The sequence below is a fragment of the Halalkalicoccus sp. NIPERK01 genome (assembly GCF_030287405.1).
Lineage (GTDB): Archaea > Halobacteriota > Halobacteria > Halobacteriales > Halalkalicoccaceae > Halalkalicoccus.
In genome coordinates this window covers 590550-606178 of sequence record NZ_JASVVV010000002.1, presented here as the reverse complement: position 1 = coordinate 606178, position 15629 = coordinate 590550, and the positions used below count along the sequence as shown (strand labels likewise).

At 67.0% G+C, this 15629-nt stretch carries 22 protein-coding genes and 1 tRNA gene; 14 read left to right on the top strand and 9 right to left on the bottom strand.

Features of this window, described 5'->3' with window-relative positions; all coding sequences use genetic code 11:
• From QRT08_RS09315 to QRT08_RS09285, 7 genes are all read left to right on the top strand, one after another.
• Window positions 1–273 (top strand): elongation factor 1-alpha C-terminal domain-related protein (locus tag QRT08_RS09315; protein ID WP_483299941.1); only part of this gene is annotated, 273 nt, incomplete at its 5' end.
• Window positions 274–276: 3 nt separating this feature from the next.
• Window positions 277–585: a 30S ribosomal protein S10 gene (gene rpsJ / locus QRT08_RS09310; RefSeq protein WP_122089457.1), complete on the top strand. Its 309-nt coding sequence runs from the start codon at window positions 277–279 to the stop codon at window positions 583–585.
• A gap of 99 nt (window positions 586–684) precedes the next feature.
• A complete protein-coding gene (locus QRT08_RS09305) occupies window positions 685–1278 on the top strand; it encodes a rhomboid family intramembrane serine protease (protein WP_286045658.1) in 594 nt (197 codons plus the stop codon).
• A 23-nt stretch (window positions 1279–1301) separates the two neighbouring features.
• A tRNA-Ala gene (locus tag QRT08_RS09300) sits at window positions 1302–1373 on the top strand.
• A gap of 256 nt (window positions 1374–1629) precedes the next feature.
• Window positions 1630–2001, top strand: coding sequence for a MarR family transcriptional regulator (locus tag QRT08_RS09295; RefSeq protein ID WP_286045657.1), 372 nt, complete (start codon window positions 1630–1632; stop codon window positions 1999–2001).
• On the top strand, window positions 1998–2354 hold the full coding sequence (locus QRT08_RS09290; RefSeq protein ID WP_286045656.1) for a type II toxin-antitoxin system PemK/MazF family toxin: 357 nt from the start codon (window positions 1998–2000) through the stop codon (window positions 2352–2354). The genes QRT08_RS09295 and QRT08_RS09290 overlap by 4 nt, the downstream gene beginning before the upstream one ends.
• Before the next feature lie 340 nt (window positions 2355–2694).
• Window positions 2695–3144 (top strand): type IV pilin domain-containing protein, encoded by a 450-nt coding sequence (locus QRT08_RS09285; protein WP_286045655.1) that lies wholly within the window; start codon window positions 2695–2697, stop codon window positions 3142–3144.
• A 101-nt stretch (window positions 3145–3245) separates the two neighbouring features.
• Here the strand turns inward: QRT08_RS09285 and QRT08_RS09280 are convergent, their stop codons facing one another.
• From QRT08_RS09280 to QRT08_RS09270, 3 genes are all read right to left on the bottom strand, one after another.
• Window positions 3246–3623, bottom strand: a complete 378-nt coding sequence (locus QRT08_RS09280) for a DUF7522 family protein (RefSeq protein ID WP_286045654.1) — start codon at window positions 3621–3623, stop codon at window positions 3246–3248.
• A gap of 636 nt (window positions 3624–4259) precedes the next feature.
• The gene (locus QRT08_RS09275) at window positions 4260–5546 is read right to left on the bottom strand and encodes an RNB domain-containing ribonuclease (protein ID WP_286045653.1); all 1287 of its coding nucleotides are present in this window, start codon (window positions 5544–5546) and stop codon (window positions 4260–4262) included.
• A 61-nt stretch (window positions 5547–5607) separates the two neighbouring features.
• Window positions 5608–5907 (bottom strand): DUF7562 family protein, encoded by a 300-nt coding sequence (locus tag QRT08_RS09270; RefSeq protein ID WP_286045652.1) that lies wholly within the window; start codon window positions 5905–5907, stop codon window positions 5608–5610.
• Window positions 5908–5989: 82 nt separating this feature from the next.
• Here QRT08_RS09270 and QRT08_RS09265 point away from each other — a divergent pair, with 82 nt between their 5' ends.
• Together QRT08_RS09265 and QRT08_RS09260 are read left to right on the top strand one after the other, a co-directional pair.
• Complete coding sequence (locus QRT08_RS09265) at window positions 5990–6469, top strand: RNA-binding protein (RefSeq protein WP_286045651.1); 480 nt, start codon at window positions 5990–5992, stop codon at window positions 6467–6469.
• A gap of 56 nt (window positions 6470–6525) precedes the next feature.
• Window positions 6526–6894: a cell division protein SepF gene (locus QRT08_RS09260; protein WP_286045650.1), complete on the top strand. Its 369-nt coding sequence runs from the start codon at window positions 6526–6528 to the stop codon at window positions 6892–6894.
• On the opposite strand, the gene QRT08_RS09255 is transcribed toward QRT08_RS09260, so the two are convergent.
• Together QRT08_RS09255 and QRT08_RS09250 are read right to left on the bottom strand one after the other, a co-directional pair.
• Window positions 6895–7242: a NifU family protein gene (locus QRT08_RS09255; protein WP_286045649.1), complete on the bottom strand. Its 348-nt coding sequence runs from the start codon at window positions 7240–7242 to the stop codon at window positions 6895–6897.
• Window positions 7243–7443: 201 nt separating this feature from the next.
• Window positions 7444–8421, bottom strand: coding sequence for an ROK family protein (locus QRT08_RS09250; RefSeq protein ID WP_286045648.1), 978 nt, complete (start codon window positions 8419–8421; stop codon window positions 7444–7446).
• 115 nt (window positions 8422–8536) lie between these two features.
• On the opposite strand from QRT08_RS09250, the gene QRT08_RS09245 reads away from it, so the two are divergent.
• Window positions 8537–9409 carry a DUF2171 domain-containing protein gene (locus QRT08_RS09245; RefSeq protein WP_286045647.1) on the top strand — a complete coding sequence of 291 codons (873 nt, stop codon included), beginning with the start codon at window positions 8537–8539 and terminating at the stop codon, window positions 9407–9409.
• Here QRT08_RS09245 and QRT08_RS09240 read toward each other — a convergent pair.
• Window positions 9406–9852: a universal stress protein gene (locus tag QRT08_RS09240; protein ID WP_286045646.1), complete on the bottom strand. Its 447-nt coding sequence runs from the start codon at window positions 9850–9852 to the stop codon at window positions 9406–9408. The genes QRT08_RS09245 and QRT08_RS09240 overlap by 4 nt on opposite strands.
• Window positions 9853–9932: 80 nt before the next feature.
• Here QRT08_RS09240 and QRT08_RS09235 point away from each other — a divergent pair, with 80 nt between their 5' ends.
• The 4 genes from QRT08_RS09235 (at window position 9933) to QRT08_RS09220 (ending at window position 14197) form a co-directional block, all read left to right on the top strand.
• A complete protein-coding gene (locus QRT08_RS09235; RefSeq protein WP_286045645.1) occupies window positions 9933–10670 on the top strand; it encodes an SDR family NAD(P)-dependent oxidoreductase in 738 nt (245 codons plus the stop codon).
• 109 nt (window positions 10671–10779) lie between these two features.
• Window positions 10780–12867, top strand: a complete 2088-nt coding sequence (locus QRT08_RS09230) for an acetate--CoA ligase family protein (protein WP_286045672.1) — start codon at window positions 10780–10782, stop codon at window positions 12865–12867.
• Window positions 12864–13928 (top strand): phosphotransacetylase family protein, encoded by a 1065-nt coding sequence (locus tag QRT08_RS09225; RefSeq protein ID WP_286045644.1) that lies wholly within the window; start codon window positions 12864–12866, stop codon window positions 13926–13928. The genes QRT08_RS09230 and QRT08_RS09225 overlap by 4 nt, the downstream gene beginning before the upstream one ends.
• Window positions 13929–14014: 86 nt before the next feature.
• The gene (locus QRT08_RS09220) at window positions 14015–14197 is read left to right on the top strand and encodes a DUF7511 domain-containing protein (RefSeq protein WP_286045643.1); all 183 of its coding nucleotides are present in this window, start codon (window positions 14015–14017) and stop codon (window positions 14195–14197) included.
• Here QRT08_RS09220 and QRT08_RS09215 read toward each other — a convergent pair whose 3' ends face one another.
• The 3 genes from QRT08_RS09215 to QRT08_RS09205 form a co-directional block, all read right to left on the bottom strand.
• Entirely contained in the window at window positions 14198–14428 is a 231-nt protein-coding gene (locus QRT08_RS09215) for a DUF2061 domain-containing protein (RefSeq protein WP_286045642.1), read from the bottom strand.
• Between the two features lie 74 nt (window positions 14429–14502).
• Window positions 14503–14916 (bottom strand): GIY-YIG nuclease family protein, encoded by a 414-nt coding sequence (locus tag QRT08_RS09210; protein ID WP_286045641.1) that lies wholly within the window; start codon window positions 14914–14916, stop codon window positions 14503–14505.
• Between the two features lie 47 nt (window positions 14917–14963).
• Window positions 14964–15593: a helix-turn-helix domain-containing protein gene (locus tag QRT08_RS09205; RefSeq protein ID WP_286045640.1), complete on the bottom strand. Its 630-nt coding sequence runs from the start codon at window positions 15591–15593 to the stop codon at window positions 14964–14966.
• Window positions 15594–15629 lie beyond the last annotated feature (36 nt).

Sequence of the window (15629 nt, the reverse complement as noted above, 5' to 3'; positions counted from 1 at the left end):
GCGGGCTACACGCCCGTGTTCCACGCCCACACCGCCCAGGTCGCGTGTACGATCGAGTCGATCGATCAGAAGATCGATCCCGCCAGTGGGGAAGTCGAGGAGGAGAACCCCGACTTCATCCAGTCAGGCGACGCCGCAGTCGTCACCGTCCGCCCGCAGAAGCCCCTCAGTATCGAGCCGTCCTCGGAGATCCCGGAACTGGGGAGCTTCGCGGTGCGCGACATGGGCCAGACCATCGCCGCCGGTCGAGTGCTCGAGGTCAACGAGAAATAACCGATGCAACAGGCACGCGTCAGACTCGCCGGCACGAGTCCGAACGACCTCGACAGCATCTGCGACGACGTTCGCGAGATCGCCGATAAGACCGGCGTCTCGGTGTCGGGTCCGATCCCGCTCCCGACGAAAACGCTCGAGGTGCCCGCGCGGAAATCGCCTGACGGCGAAGGGACCGCGACGTGGGAGCACTGGGAGATGCGTGTCCACAAGCGTCTCATCGACCTCGACGCCGACGAGCGCGCGCTCAGACAGCTCATGCGCATTCAGGTTCCCAACGACGTCAGCATCGAGATCGTCCTCGAGGACTGACCGCCGCGTTTCGGAACCCGACGCCGCGTTTTCCGTTTCTCCGTCGCCGCGAGCGACGCTCACCGCATCACTTTTCGTCCGGTCGCTCCCATGCCCCGTATGAGCACCCGACGCGGGAGCCCGACGATCGAGACGCTGTTCGTCTTCGGCGTCGTCTTCGTCGTCCAGGCGGCGACCAGCCTCGTCGGGATCATGGCGTTCCTGTTCGTGCTCGCGCCGCCCGTCGAGGTCAGGCCGTGGACGCTGGTGACGAGCGTCTACGCCCACGGGGGCGTGGGCCACCTGCTCGCGAACTCGCTCGCGTTGCTCGTGTTCGGCCTGCTGGTCGAGCGCCGAACCACCCGACTTCGATTCCACGCCTTCTTCGTCACCACCGGGATACTCGCGGGCGTCGCCCAGATCACGCTGGGGAGCCTCGCGGGCCCCGCACAGGGCGTCCTCGGTGCCAGCGGCGCGATCTTCGCGCTGATGGGCTACGTGCTCGCGGGCAACGTGGTCTCGGCGACGCTGCTCGATCGGTTTCGGCTGAGCGGGCGGCTCCAGCTCCTCCTGTTCGTCGTCCTCGCGGCGGTCGTGACGCTCGCGACGGGCGCGCCGGGCGTCGCGCTGATCGCGCACTTCACCGGCCTCGTCCTCGGGCTCGTCGCCGGGCGCGCGGGGCTGCTCGACGTGCGAAACGGAAGGCACAAATAACTCCGCCCGGTAGCAGGGAGTGCGGGCTCGTAGATCAGTGGTAGATCGCTTCCTTCGCAAGGAAGAGGCCCTGGGTTCAAATCCCAGCGAGTCCATAGATTTTCGCCGCGAGCAAACACGCGAGCGGCGAATCTATTACGCGAGCGGGGATTTGAGCAGGGAGCAGCTCCGCTGCGACTGAGTTCAAATCCCAGCGAGTGAGTTTTTACGAACGGGCGCGACTGGATTCGACTCGAGAGTGGTCATTCCCCCACGCTATGAGTTCAATTCCAGTCCTCCTGAACTCACGTCACTTTCAGCACTTTCATTACTAACACCTATGTCCTTTCAAACCCTACTTACGTGGTAGCGATGTCCATCGATCGAGAAACGTTCGAGAACGCGAGCGAGAACGAACTAGCGGGGCTTTCCACCCCTGACCAAGTCCTCGGATTTCTCGTCGCACACGACGACCGCGCGTTCAAGGCGCGCGAGATAGCGTCCCAGACCGAACTCGACGAGGGGACCGTTAGTACTGCCCTCTCCCGATTGAAGGATCGCGGTCTCGTCGAGCATAAGGCGACGTACTGGGCGGCGACCGACGACACCGCTCGACTCGAGACGTACAGCGGTTACGAACGGGCGACGACGCTGTTCAACGACCGGCTCGGCGAGGAGGACAGGGCGGAGTGGCGCGAACACGCTCCCAGCGAACCGCATCCGAGCGTCGAGGACGAGTCGTGACCGACGAGAAACCGACGCCGACCTTCGACCGCGGCGACGTCGTCTACGGGGACGACCCGTTCAAGAGCGCCGACGCGTCCCGCCCGTGGCTGATACTCTCGAACCACGAGGGACGACCGTTTCACGGAGAACAGTACATCGCGCTCACGCTCACGACGCAGTCGTGGATGGACGGACTCATCCCGATTCCGACGACGAGTTGGATTCGAGGTGGGACGCCCGACGAGAGTCGCGTCGTTCCGTGGGGTGTGCAGTCCCTCGACCGGGCGGACGTCGACTTCTGGCAAGGTCGTCTCGACGGAGAGATCGTCGATGAAGCCGTCGCCGCCCTCGTCGACGAACTCCGCCCCTGACCGCCTCCACGCTCGTCGCGGCGACCGCGGAACACGTACCGTCGTTTCGATCGGGTTTTCCCCCGACCGAACGGGCGATCCCTCACGAAACCGCCGGCATCCCGATCCTCCCCGCCCTTAGCCACCCCCTACGGCGAACCATCGGGTCCCTAACAACTCTAAACTTCTGTAAGAAAACAATCGAAATAATTATATGTACTGCCTAACATATAACGTAACAAGCACGAAGGTCGAACGAGCGGCGCGGGATGGCGCGATGACGCCGGTCCGAGTCGGTGAACACGATTCATCGTCCGGGCGTCACGACGCCACCGCCGCTCCCTTTCGTGCGGAGAAAACCATGATAGCAGAACTAAAACAGAAGCTCTCGGCCCTCCGCAGCGGGGAGGACCGTGGCGTATCGCCCGTGATCGGCGTCATCCTGATGGTCGCCATCACCGTGATCCTCGCGGCAGTCATCGGCGCGTTCGTCCTCGGACTCGGGGATGGACTTGGAGAGGGTGCGCAACCTAACACGCAACTTACTATCTCCGAAAATAAAGATGCCTCCGGCAACGTTGAGTCATTCACCATTGTCCACGAGGGGGGAGATCAATTGAATGTTGATGAGTTTACTGTCCGTGGTGGCAGCATTGATGATACAGCTGCAAACCACGAAGATGTACTAACAGTAGGTGGTGAATGGGTAGTTGACGTTGATTCAGGCCACACTGCAGGTGATGACATTCGACTTATCTGGAATGACAGTCAAACCTTCTACACCCATACCCTATCTGCTGCCTCAGTATAGTCGTTGACTCTTAAATTAATATAAATTCATACTACTAATATCATTAATACCGAGATTATAGGAATTGTAACCCGTTTAGTCAATAGTAGATCCTTCTATTGCTAGTTACCTAGTACCTTCTTCAACGCGGTGGAGAGCTCCTCGAACCGGTCGATGTCCATCGAGTCGGTCGTCACCCAGACGCCGTGGCCACCCTTGATGACCCTCGTGAGAAAGCCGTGTTCGAACATCCGGATCGTCGCCTGGTACTCGCCCAACTGGGTGTTTCGGTAGGCCGACTGGGAGCGAAACCCCATGCGCTCGTGGTCGGCGAAGCCGATGAGGTCCGCGGTCCGTTCGAGGTCCGAGCGCAGGTAGATCTGCCCGACCGTCTCCTCGGTGAAGTGGGTGATGCTTCGCAGTTCGTCGCCCACGACGGTCCGACAGACACTCAGCAACTCCTCCGCGAGTTCCGGGTCGACCTCGCTTTCCTCTTCCATACCTCCCTTACCGACCGCGATACGCAATAGTGTGATTGTGTCTCGGTTGACACCTGTTCGCACCCGTCGCCCCCGTTCTCAACGATCGTTCATCAAATTTCATCGTTCTTCATTTCAACATAAGTATATATCTGTCAATCATCCGGAATATGTCAGCGATTCGTTAGACTTTTAACCCGTGGCCGCATATTAACTCGTGTATGAGTAAAGCAGAGAACTACAAACTGCTCGCACAGGACGCGAAGAAATGGGCCGCGAAGAAGGTCAACGGTAACGAACGCCACTACTGAACCCGCTGGCGCTCTCCTCCACTTTTCGACGGGACGCCCGACCGGGCTGGTCCCGTTCTCCGTTTTCACCGTTCCTCCCGATTCGACCCCGCGAGAGCCCCGTCTCCGTCCGATATCGGGAGTCTCCCTCCGAGCGACTCCGACCGAACCCGCTGAGGGGCCGGTGTCCCTCGGGCGGTCGAGTCCGATCCGTCGGGGACGGTCACGGAGCGGGCGGACCCCTGCTCGGAACCGACCACGGCGACGGACGGTGTCCGTCGACGCCTCGCTCACGGTCCCGCCGTCCGCTCACGGCATGACGCGCCGGTTCGCACGCCCTCGGAAACCGGCCGGTCCCGCGCCGCGCTCAGTTGGCCTCGTCCTCGTCTACGACTTCGATCCCGCGGTTGTTCACCGCGTTGGGGTCGAGTCCGACCTCCTCGAGGAACTGTTTGTACTCGCGCTCGCACCGTTCGGCGGCCTTCTGCCGGTCGGAGGCCCGGTCACACAGCGCGACGAGGTCCTCGGGCACGTCGTTCGTGTGGACGATCCAGTGGTTGATGAGGTCCGATAGGCGCCGAATGGGGCTGGTGAAGTGCCCGTAGATCTCGAAGTTCAGCGCGTGGTGCCCGCCGAACGGGTCGTTCATGTACCGGGCCCGTGGCATCACCTTCATCACCGCCCACTGGATCTTCCCCAGTTGGCGTTCGGGCGCCTCCTCCAGGGTGGCGTTGACCGCCTTCCGGGGGTCGTCCCACGACGCGCCGGGGATGGAAACGCCGTCGAGTTCCTGGATCTCTTGGAGCGCCTTGTCCCACTCCTCGGGGGTCGGCTGGGGGTGGACGCGGTACATCGCCTCGACCCCGCGGCCCCACATCAGTTCGTGGGTCACGGCCTTGTTCGCCTTCAGCATGCACTCCTCGATGATGGTGTGGGCGCGGTCCCTACGGGGGTTCAACACCAGCGATCCGTCCTCCTTTCGCTGCTCGTGCATCCGGTCGGCCAGGTCGTGGACCAGCACGCACTCCTCGTGCAGCGGCGCGTCGGGGTCTTCGAGCCGGTTTTCGGCCTGCGCGTAGGTCAGCCGTTCGTCCGACTCGATCACCGACTTGTAGATCTCGATCTCGTCGTACGACAGCGTCTCCTTGTCCAGGTGCATCTCCACCGTGTGGGCCAGTCGGTCCTCGTTGGGCACGAGCGAGCAGACCGTCTCGGCCAGCATCGGCGGCAGCATGTGGACCGTGTAGGCGGGCAGGTAGACGGTGTTGGCCCGCTCGACCGCCGAGGACCACATCGACGTCTCGGGGGTGACGTAGTGGGTCACGTCGGCGATGTGGACCCACAGCACGAACTCCTCGTCGTCCTCCTCGATCGAGATGGCGTCGTCGAAGTCCTGGGCGTCGATCGGGTCGGTCGTCCACGTCGTGAGATCGCGCAGATCGCGCCGGTCGTCGACCTCCGCCTCGATCTCGCTCCCGATGTCCTCCGTTCGAACTTCGGCCTCCTCGATCACCTCGGGCGGGAACTCGTCGGGGATCTCGAACTTCTCGAACAGTTCCTCGCGCTTGTTCTCGAGGTGGCGCGCGAGTTGCTCGTCGATCTCGACCGGGCCTTGGCCCTCGACCGTGCCCGCCTCCGACTGGGCGTCGCTCATCGGGCGGCCTCCTGAGTTCTCATGTCCGCGCCTACGAGCGAAAGGAAAGTATAGGTGTCGCCTACCGCTCGCTCTCCGAGAGCGACCCGTAGCGCTCGTCGACGAGCGCACAGTACCACGAGAGGAACTCCTTCTGTGGGTGGGTACCGGCGTTGATCTCGACGAGCAGCCCCTCCAACTCGGCACGCGGCTGGTGACAGAGGTCGCGATAACAGCCCTTACAGAGGTGTTCGAACTCCTTGCCGTCGCGGTCCCAGCGATCGCCGTACTTGTCGTACTCGCGCGCGTCGGACCTGCTGACGGCGGTTCCGCAGGCGATGCAGGTGACCGTCCGTTGGCCCTGTTTGCGGGGGCCCCACATACCAGCATAGATGCGGGGGGGTCACTTAGCCCTTTTCGCGGGGGAACGGATAGTTTATGGACGGCCCCCGAGAGAACCCGACATGGAGATCTCATCCCGCCACCACCTGCGCAACGACGAGGTCCGCGACCTCGAGGCCGCCCTCTCCGAGGGTCTCGGCGTCTCGCTCGACGGCGACAGCTACGAACTCGTCGAACTCGCGGGGGTGCCCGTCGACCTCGTGCTCGTCGACGGCGACCCAGACGCGTTCTACTACGAGGGCGAACCCTTCCTCACCGTCCGCGGTGCGAACGCCCACGAACCCGACCGGGGGATCGTCACCGTCGACGCCGGGGCGGTCTCGTTCGTCTCCGACGGCGCGGACGTCATGCGCCCGGGGATCGTCCACGCGGACGAGGCCATCGAGGCGGGCGATCTGGTCGCCATCGCCGAGGAGTCCCACGGCAAGGTGCTGGCGATCGGGCGGGCGAAGACCGACGGGGGGGACATGCTCGGCGACTCGGGGAAGGTGATCGAATCGCTCCACCACGTCGGCGACGACCTCTACTCCGTCACCGTCTGATCGCTCCTCCCGGCGTCTGACGTAAGAACTATACGCGCAGGGGCGGACCCACGTCTATGGGGTTTATGGACAAGCTACTCGGCGAACAGGGCTCTCATCGCCGAGGGCGCAGCGTCGAGGACTACGTCGAGGTCGACGTCGGCGACATCGAAGCGGCCCCCGCCGAGGCGGGCACGCGGGTACACATCGCGGAGATCGACGGCCAGCGCGATCTCATCGCGATCAAGGACGCCATCTACGACGGCGACGTCGTCATCGCCGACATCGTCCGGTTGCGAACGAGCGACAGCACGGTCGAACACATCATCGACGAACTCCGGCAGGTCGCCCACGAGGTCGACGGCGACATCGTCCAGAAGGGCGACGACCAGATCATCGTCACGCCGACGGGCGTCTCGATCAGCCGGAGCAAACTCGGCCGGTAATCAGAAGCCCCGACCGCCCTCGGTGCGGTCGATACCCATGATGCTGTCGGGCTGATCGATCCCGAAGCTCTCGCCGGCGTCGGGCGCCCTGACCGTTATCTCCTCGATCTCGGGCCACTGCAGCAGTTCGGCCTCGATGTTGCCCGTGGTGACGTCGCTGATCTCACAGCCCCGACAGCCGCCGCCGAGTTCGATGACGACCTCGCCGCCGGGTTCGGCCTCGCGCACGGCGCTGGTCCCGCCGTGCATCTGGATTATCGGCATCTGTTTCGCCAGCCACGTCTCGACCTTCGACCTGAGGGCCTCCTCGGACTCCGCCACCTCCGAGTCGCCGGTGTCGATGCTCATTGTCCGACGTAGGCCGCGAGAACTCGAAAGGGTTTGGGTTGCTTTCTATCGGGGTTCGGCCCACGGAACCACCGCCGCAGGACCTCAGCTCCGCACCCGGCCCGGTCGCCGATCCCGTCTGCGCTGGTACTGGCGCAGGCGCTCAACTGCGTATTCGCGCCCGATCACCAGTACCAGCTACGGCAGAACAGGCGCAGGGCCTCAGCTTCGCATTCGGCCCCGATCGCCCGTTCCGCCGGTCATCGCGCTCGCGATCGCGCCGTGGAGGACGACGTCGTCGCCCAGCGTCGTCAGCTCGATCTGGGGGATGTTGACGAAGACCATCTCCTCCAGCTTCTCCCGGATGGGATCGAGCGTGAGTTCGGGGTTGTTGATCGCGACCGCGCCGCCGACGTAGATCACCAGCGGCGCGTAGGCGTGGACGACGTTCGCGACGCCCATCGCGTTCCAGTGGCCGACCTGGTCGATCACGTACCGGGCGAACTCGTCGTTTTCGGCGTTCTCGAAGACGTCGACAGCGGAGAAGTCGGGGTCCTCGACCGGGAGGACGGTCTCCATGCCCTGGGCGTCCTGATACAGCAGGCGGGCGTACCGGGGGATGTTGTTGCCCGAGCAGTAGGCCTCCCAGTGGCCGTCGTGGCCGCAGCCACAGGTCCGGAGCCCCTCGGGGTCGATCGTCATGTGGCCGACCTCGCCGGCGTTGCCGTCCCAGCCCGACAGCACGTTCCCGTCGACGCAGACGCCCGCGCCGATCCCCGAGGAGATGGTGAGATAGACCATGTCGTCGGGGTTCCTGTCGGAGTGAAAGCGCTCGCCGATGACGCCCGCGATGGTGTCGTTGTGGAGGTACACCCGCCGGGAGTCGATGAGCTTCTCGATGGGGCCGGTCAACGGGATCGTTTCCACGGTATCGGGAAGGTTCGCGGGGTTCTCGATGGTTCCCGCCGCCAGGTCGAACGGGCCGAAGCTCCCGATCCCCGCGGCCTCGACGTCGCGCGGGTCGACGCCCGCGTTCTCGCAGGCGTCCCGGAGCGTGCGCAGGACGGCCTCGATGACGTCGATCCCCGTCGGGCCCTGCGGGGTCTCCCGGCGGGCGGCCGCGAGTATCTCGGCCTCGCCGTCCGCGACCGCTGCCCGGATGTTCGTCGCCCCCATGTCGACGCCGGCGTAGTGTGCCATCTTCGTTTCCCGAAACGACCCGCCCGCCACTTAACTACATAGATTCGCCGCCCGCTACGGGACCCATGCACACTCCGGGCCGAGGTTTATCCGGTGTGCTACCGTATCCCCTAGTATGGCCAGCACCGACCGCACCCGACCGACGGAGGACGACGAGGGAAAGAACGTGATCGACTCGACCGGCGAGCGGATCGGGATCGTCGCCAGCGTCGAGAGCGGGACGATCCACGTCGAGACCGACCCCGGCCTGACCGACAGCATCAAGGCGACGCTGGGCTGGGGCGACACCGAGGACACCCAGACGATCGACGCCTCCCACGTCGCGGAGATCTCCGACGACACGGTCCACCTCGCGGCCGAGGACTCCGGCGCGACCGACGTCGACGTCGGCGAGACGTCCGGTACCGGGGCGGCGGCCCCGACGGACGAGACGGGCACCGGAACCGGCCACGAGGGCGAATCCACCGACAGGAACGACCTCCCGCCCGAGGACCGGCGCGACGACCCCGTCGACGGCGACCTCTCGGGCGACGAGACCGCCGCGGAGATGGACGATGCGGGCGACGTGACCGACGAACGGACCACCGGCGAGACGGGCACGACCGGGATGACCGACGAGGGCGTCTCGGAGACCGCCGACGCCGGGGCCGACGAGATGGGCGTTCCCACCGGGGAGGACGACCGAAAGACCGAGGACCGCCCGCCGGAAGCGGCCGACGACGGCGGCCTCTCGACCGACGCAAACGAGCGCCCGCCGGGCGCGGAGGACCGGGGCCACGGCGACGTCCAGGACGAACAGACGCACGACCCGCGCGGCGGGGACGACGTTCAGGACCCGGTTCCGGAGGAGCCACGCGACGCCGAGGAACTGAACCCCGAATCGGGCGCCGACCCCGAGGACCAGCCCTCGACGGGCGAGGCCGCCACCCGCGGGGCCGAGGAGGACGCCGACCTCGGCCGCGACGACGATTCCGACGATCGGAACTAGTCCCGGACGAACGTGACCGGGCAGGGCGCCGAGAGCATCACCTCCTGCGCGGTGCTCCCGAAGACGGCCTTGCCCGTGGGGCTCCGGCGTCGCCCGCCGACGATGACGCGGTCGGCGTCGACCGCCTTCGCGAGGTCGACGATCGCCTCGCCGCGGTCCCCGACGGACCCGCGGATCTCGTAGTCGACGTCGACGGCGTCGAGCGACTGGGCGACCGTCCGGGTCGTCACGTGCCGGGCGGCGACGTCGCTGGGGTCGGGGTTCTGACTCGGCTCGAAGTCGAGGCGGTCGATCACCTCGTCGAACTCCTGGTCGGTGAACACGTGCGAGAGCACGACGCGTGCCCCGGTCGGTTCCGCGATCTCGATCGCGGTCTCCGCGAGCCGTTTCGCCCGGTCCTCGTCCTCCTGGCCTACCGCCAGAACGATCGTTTCGATGGCCATGCCGGGCCGTACACGCCCCTCGGTTATAAACGTGGGTCGACATCGACAACGGCTATGGCGCGCTCGTCCCAACGGCGGGTATGATCGAACCCGACCTCGAGGGTCACACCGTCCTGATCACCGGCAGCGCGAGGGGGCTGGGCCGCGCGCTCACGCTCGCCTGCGCACGGCGGGGCGCGGACGTCGCCGTCCACTACCACACCAGCGGGGACGCCGCCCGCGAGGTCGCCGAGGACGCTCGACGAGAGGGCGTCGAGGCGACCACCGTCCGGGGCGACGTGACCGACCCCGAGGCCGTAGATGGGATCTTCGAGGGCGTCGAGACCGCGCTCGGCCCCGTCGACGTGCTGGTCAACAACGTCGGCGCGTTCGCGCCCGAACACTGGGAGGAGATGGCCGTCGAGACGTGGCAGCGCGTCATGGAGACCAACGTCACCGGCACGTACCTCTGCTCGAAGCGCGCGCTGCCGGGGATGCGCGAGGGTGGCTGGGGGCGGATCGTCAACGTCGGCTACGCCTCCGCCGAGAAGGGGCTGATCAACCCGAAGAACGCGCCGTACTTCATGGCCAAATCGAGCGTGCTGATGTTCACCCGGATGCTCGCCGCGGACACCAGCGAGGAGGGGATCACCGCCAACGCCGTCTCCCCCTACGTGATCGAGAACAGCGAGGTCTTCCCCGACGACCTCCCCCGCGGTCGGCCCGCGGGGTTCGCGGACGTCACCCAGGCCGTGTTCACCTTCCTCGAGGAGGGAAGCGACTACATCAGCGGCGCGAACGTCGAGGTCTCGGGGGGGTGGCTCCCCGAGGACGTGTGAGTTCCCGATGGCTCCCAACGAGTTATACCCGCGCCGGACGAAGGCGACGACGTATGGCTGTCACGCCGAGCGTGGGTCGGAACTCACGGGTATCGGGGGTGAGCCGCCGGTGGGCGATCTGACGGGGCTGTTCTCCCCCGACCGGGTCGCGGTGGTCGGGGCGACTCCCCGGGAGGGGTCGGTCGGCCACGCCATCACGACGAACCTGATCGAGGGCTTCGCGGGCGAGGTCGTCTGCGTCAACCCGAACTACGAGGAGGTGCTGGGGATCGACTGCGTCGGCTCGCTGACCGCGGCGGGCGACCCCGATCTGGCAGTGGTGGTCGTCCCGCCCGACGTCGCACTCGAGGTCGTTCGAGAGGCCGGCGAATGCGGGGTGAAAAACGTCGTCGTGATCACCGCCGGATTCGCCGAGACCGGCAGTGAAGGAGCGACCCGCGAGCGCGAACTCCGGGAGGTCGCCCGCGAGTACGGTCTGAACCTCGTCGGGCCCAACAGTCTGGGAGTGATGAGCACGCCCGTCGGACTGAACGCCACGTTCGGCCCCGATGACGCCCTCCCCGGGTCGCTGTCGTTCATGAGCCAGTCGGGCGCGTTCATCACGGCCGTCGTCGACTGGGCCAATGACCAGGGGATCGGCTTCACGGACGTCGTCTCGCTGGGGAACAAGGCGGTACTCGACGAGACCGACTTCGTCGAGGCGTGGAACGCGGACGACGAGACGGACGTGATCATCGGCTACCTCGAGGGGATCGAGGAGGGTCGGGCGTTCATCGAGGTGGCGAGGGAGGTGACCCGAGAAACGCCGGTCGTCCTCGTCAAGTCCGGACGGACCGACGCGGGCGCGCAGGCGGCCTCCTCGCACACGGGGACGATCGCGGGCTCCGAGCGCGCCTACGAGGCGGGCCTGGAACAGGCGGGCGTCATCCGCGCGGAGTCGGTTCAGGAGCTGTTCGACTCCGCGGGGATGCTCGCGAACCAGCCGCTTCCGGACTCCGAAACGGTCGCCGTCATCACCAACGCGGGCGGCCCCGGCGTGATGTCGACCGACGCGGTCGGGGACTCGCGCCTCTCGATGGCCTCCTTCGGGGAGGACACCCTCGAACGGTTCCGCGAGACCCTCCCCGCGGAGGGCAACGTCTACAACCCCGTCGACATCGTCGGCGACGCCGACGTCGAGCGCTTCGCGGGCGCGCTCGACGCGGCGCTCGCGGACCCGAACGTCGGGATGGCGCTCGTCCTCTCGGCGCCCACCGCGGTACTGGATTACGAGGAACTCGCCGAGTCGACCGTCGAGTTGCGCGAGGAACACGGCAAGCCGGTCGCGGCCTGCCTCATGGGTGGCGAGCGCGTCGCCCCGGCGGCCGAACGCCTCGGGGAGGCGGGCATCCCCAACTACTTCGATCCCGCCCGCGCGGTCGCCAGCCTCGACTCGCTCGCGGAGTATCGCGAAATCCGGGCGAGGGAGTACGACGACCCCACGGAGTTCGACGTCGACCGCGAGCGCGTGCGCGAACTGCTCGACCGGGCCGACGAGCGCGGGGACAACCGGATCGGCGTCGAAGCCATGGGGATACTGGAGGCGTACGGCATCCCCATTCCTGACGGCGAGGTCGTCACCGACCCCGCCGAGGCCGAACGCGTCGCCGAGTCGATCGGCGAGGCGGTCGTGATGAAGATCGTTTCGCCCGACATCATGCACAAGTCCGACATCGGCGGGGTGAAGATCGGCGTCGCGCGAGAGGACGTCCACGACGCCTACGAGGACCTCGTGACCCGGGCGCGCAACTACCAGCCCGACGCCGCGGTCCTGGGCGTACAGGTCCAGGAGACCGTGGATCTCGACAGGGGGGTCGAGACGATCGTCGGGATGAACCGCGACCCGCAGTTCGGCCCCCTGCTCCTCTTCGGTCTCGGCGGGATATTCGTCGAGACCCTCGAGGACGTGACCCTCCGGGTCGCGCCCGTCAGCGAACGCGAGGCGGCGGGGATGATCGACGAGATCGACGCCGCGCCCCTGTTGCGCGGCGCGCGCGGGCGAGAGCCCGTCGACGAAGGCGCCGTGATCGAGGCGGTCCAACGCCTCTCGCAGCTCGTGACCGACTTCCCCGAGATCGTGGAACTGGACATCAACCCGCTGGTCGCCACCCCCGACGGAGCCGTGGCGATCGACATCGCCCTCACTGTAGAGCAATGACCCGAACCGTACTCATCGCCGGCACCGAGGACAGCACAGGAAAGACCGCCATCGCGCTCGCGCTCGGCCAGCGTGCGGCCGACGCCGGCCTGAGCGTGGGCTACATGAAGCCGCGGGGTACGCGCCTCCAGAGCAACGTCGGCAAGACGATCGACGAGGACCCCATGCTCGCACGGGAGCTGCTCGGCCTCGACGCGGAGATGCACGAACTCGAGCCGATCGTCTACTCGCCGACGTTCGTCGAGGAGGCGATCCGCGGCCGGGAGGACCCCGACGAGCTTCGGGAAACCGTGAGGGAGAACTTCGAGGCGCTCTCCGAAGAGCGGGATCTGATGCTGATTGAGGGCGCGAGCAGCCTCGCGACGGGCGGGATCGTCGACCTCACGGACGCCGACGTCGCCGAGTTGCTCGACGCCGAGGTCGTGCTCGTCGCGCCCTACGAGAGCGCGGGCGACGTCGATACGGTCCTCGCGGCGGCCGACCGACTGGGCGATCGGCTCTCGGGGGTCGTCTTCAACGCCGTCGCCGACGCGAGTTTCGACTCGCTGGAGTCGGACGCCGTCCCCTTCCTCGAGGGCCGGGGGATCCCCGTCCTCGGCGCGCTTCCCCGCACCCGGGAACTGGCGGGCGTCACCGTGGCGGAACTCGCCGAGGAACTCGGCGCGGAACTGCTGACGGGTGCAGATACCGATGGATTCGTCGAGCGGTTCCTCGTCGGCGCGATGGGGGGGGACGCCGCGCTCAGGCACTTCCGGCGGGCCCGCAACGCCGCGTTGATCACCGGCGGCGATCGGGCCGACATCCAGACCGTCGCGCTCGAGGCCTCGGGCGTGACGTGTCTCGTCCTCACGGGCGGGTTGCGCCCCTCGAGCGCGGTGGTCGGCAAGGCCGAGGAGCGGGGCGTCCCGATCATGGTCGTTCGATCGGACACGCTCTCGACGATCGACCGCGCGGAGGACGTCGTCAGGCGGGGGCGGACCCGGAGCCCCGAGACGGTCGAGCGGATGGGCGAACTGCTCGACGAACACGCCGACGTCGAGGCGATCGTCGGCGGCGGGTAGGCCGTCGGATCCGTGCGACCCGCCCCTCGGGACGGGTGGCACGTGCAAGCGCACGGTAGATGTCGCTCGCCTCCGATGGTTCGATCATGGAGACGTCATCGCCCTCGCCCTACCCCGGTACCGGTTCGCTCCGGCTCATCACCCACGAGGACGGCGAACGCCTCGACCGCTGGACGTTCGTCCCCGAGGACCTCGACGCCGATCGGCGCTTTACCGCCTGGATCAGCGCCGACCCCTCGACGGTCGTCGACCTCGACGAGCACCGATAGTCACCGGGTCCCCCACGTCACGTGCGCCCACGCCCGCTCGTAGGCGTAGTACGTCCCCGTCTTCAGGAGGTTCGTCGCCACCCCGATGCTGAGCGCCTCGCTCGCCGCCCCGGTCACGAGGAACGCCACCGCCGCCGTGATGACGAACATGAACAGCCGATAGCAGACGGTCTTGACGAGCGCGCGCGACCGGGCCTGGTTGGATCGGCGCGAGAGCGCGGCCGCGGCCATACCCCCGGTGCGTGGACCGGCGCCTTGACTCTACCGGATCCGGTTACGTCTGCGGAGAGAGAAACCGGATTCGGTTACTCGGACCCCGCGGTTCGGTGTGCGCGCTCGACCGCCCCGAGCAGTTCCCCGTGCCCCTCGGCGTACGCCAGATGCGACGCACAGTCGCAATCGGAGGCCCCGAAGCCCGCGATCCCGGCGTCGGGGATCGCGCGGGCGACCGCACACTCGACGTCCCGCTCGGGGGTTCGGACGTCGGTCTCGATCGCCGCGGCGGGGTGGCCCAGCAGGTAGTCGACGTGCCAGTGGCGGGTCTCGCGCTCGCCGCGTGTGAGTTCTCGATGCCGGTCGATCCGCGAGAAGCCGCCGGGGCCGAACGCGCTGCCGGTGTAGGCGTACCACCCCTCCGGAAGGTCGTGAGGGCCGAGCGCGCCGACCTCGATCGTCGCGGGTTCGGAGAGCGAGATCACGAGCGTGTAGGTGCCGTTCATACGGGATCGTCGCCCGCCGCGGACAAGTACGCCCGGACCCGGAGCGCCTATCGGCGATCCGCCACGAACCGCTCGATCACGGCCCCCTCGGCCCGGTGGAGCGTCTCGCTCGCGGTCGACTTCGCGACGCCCAGGTCCTCGGCGAGGTCGGTGAGCGAACACCGCCGGGGCGTCTCGTAGTACCCGTTCTCGACGGCCGCGAGCAGGACCTCGCGCTGGCGATCCGAGAGCACCCGTTCGGCGTCGCCCTCCTCGCGGAGGTACTCGACCTCGAACTCGAGTCCGAACGCCCGCAACTGCTCGCCCAGTTTCGAGAGGCGCTCGCGCGAGGCGGTGACCTCGACGGTCGCCACCCCGCCGCGGATCTCGACGGGGGGTTCGATCGCTATTCCCGACTCGCGCGCCGAGAGCAACAGCAGCGGCTGGGTGGTCTCGAACTGGACGACGGCCCCCCGCTCGTCCCGGCGGAGCACCGACAGCGACGTGACGTCCGTCGCGGCGCGCATCCCTTCGACGATCGCGTCGGCGCCGGGCCCCTCGATCCGCACCAGCCCGAACCCGACCCGATCGTCGGGCATCGCCGCCAGCACCCGGACGGTCGCCTCCGGATGCTCGGTCGAGAGGTCCGCGATCCAGACCCCCTCGGGGAGGGTGATCGAGAGGCGCGCCTCCGTCATCGCCGCCCTCCCCGACCGCGCTCCCGCGGGCGAACG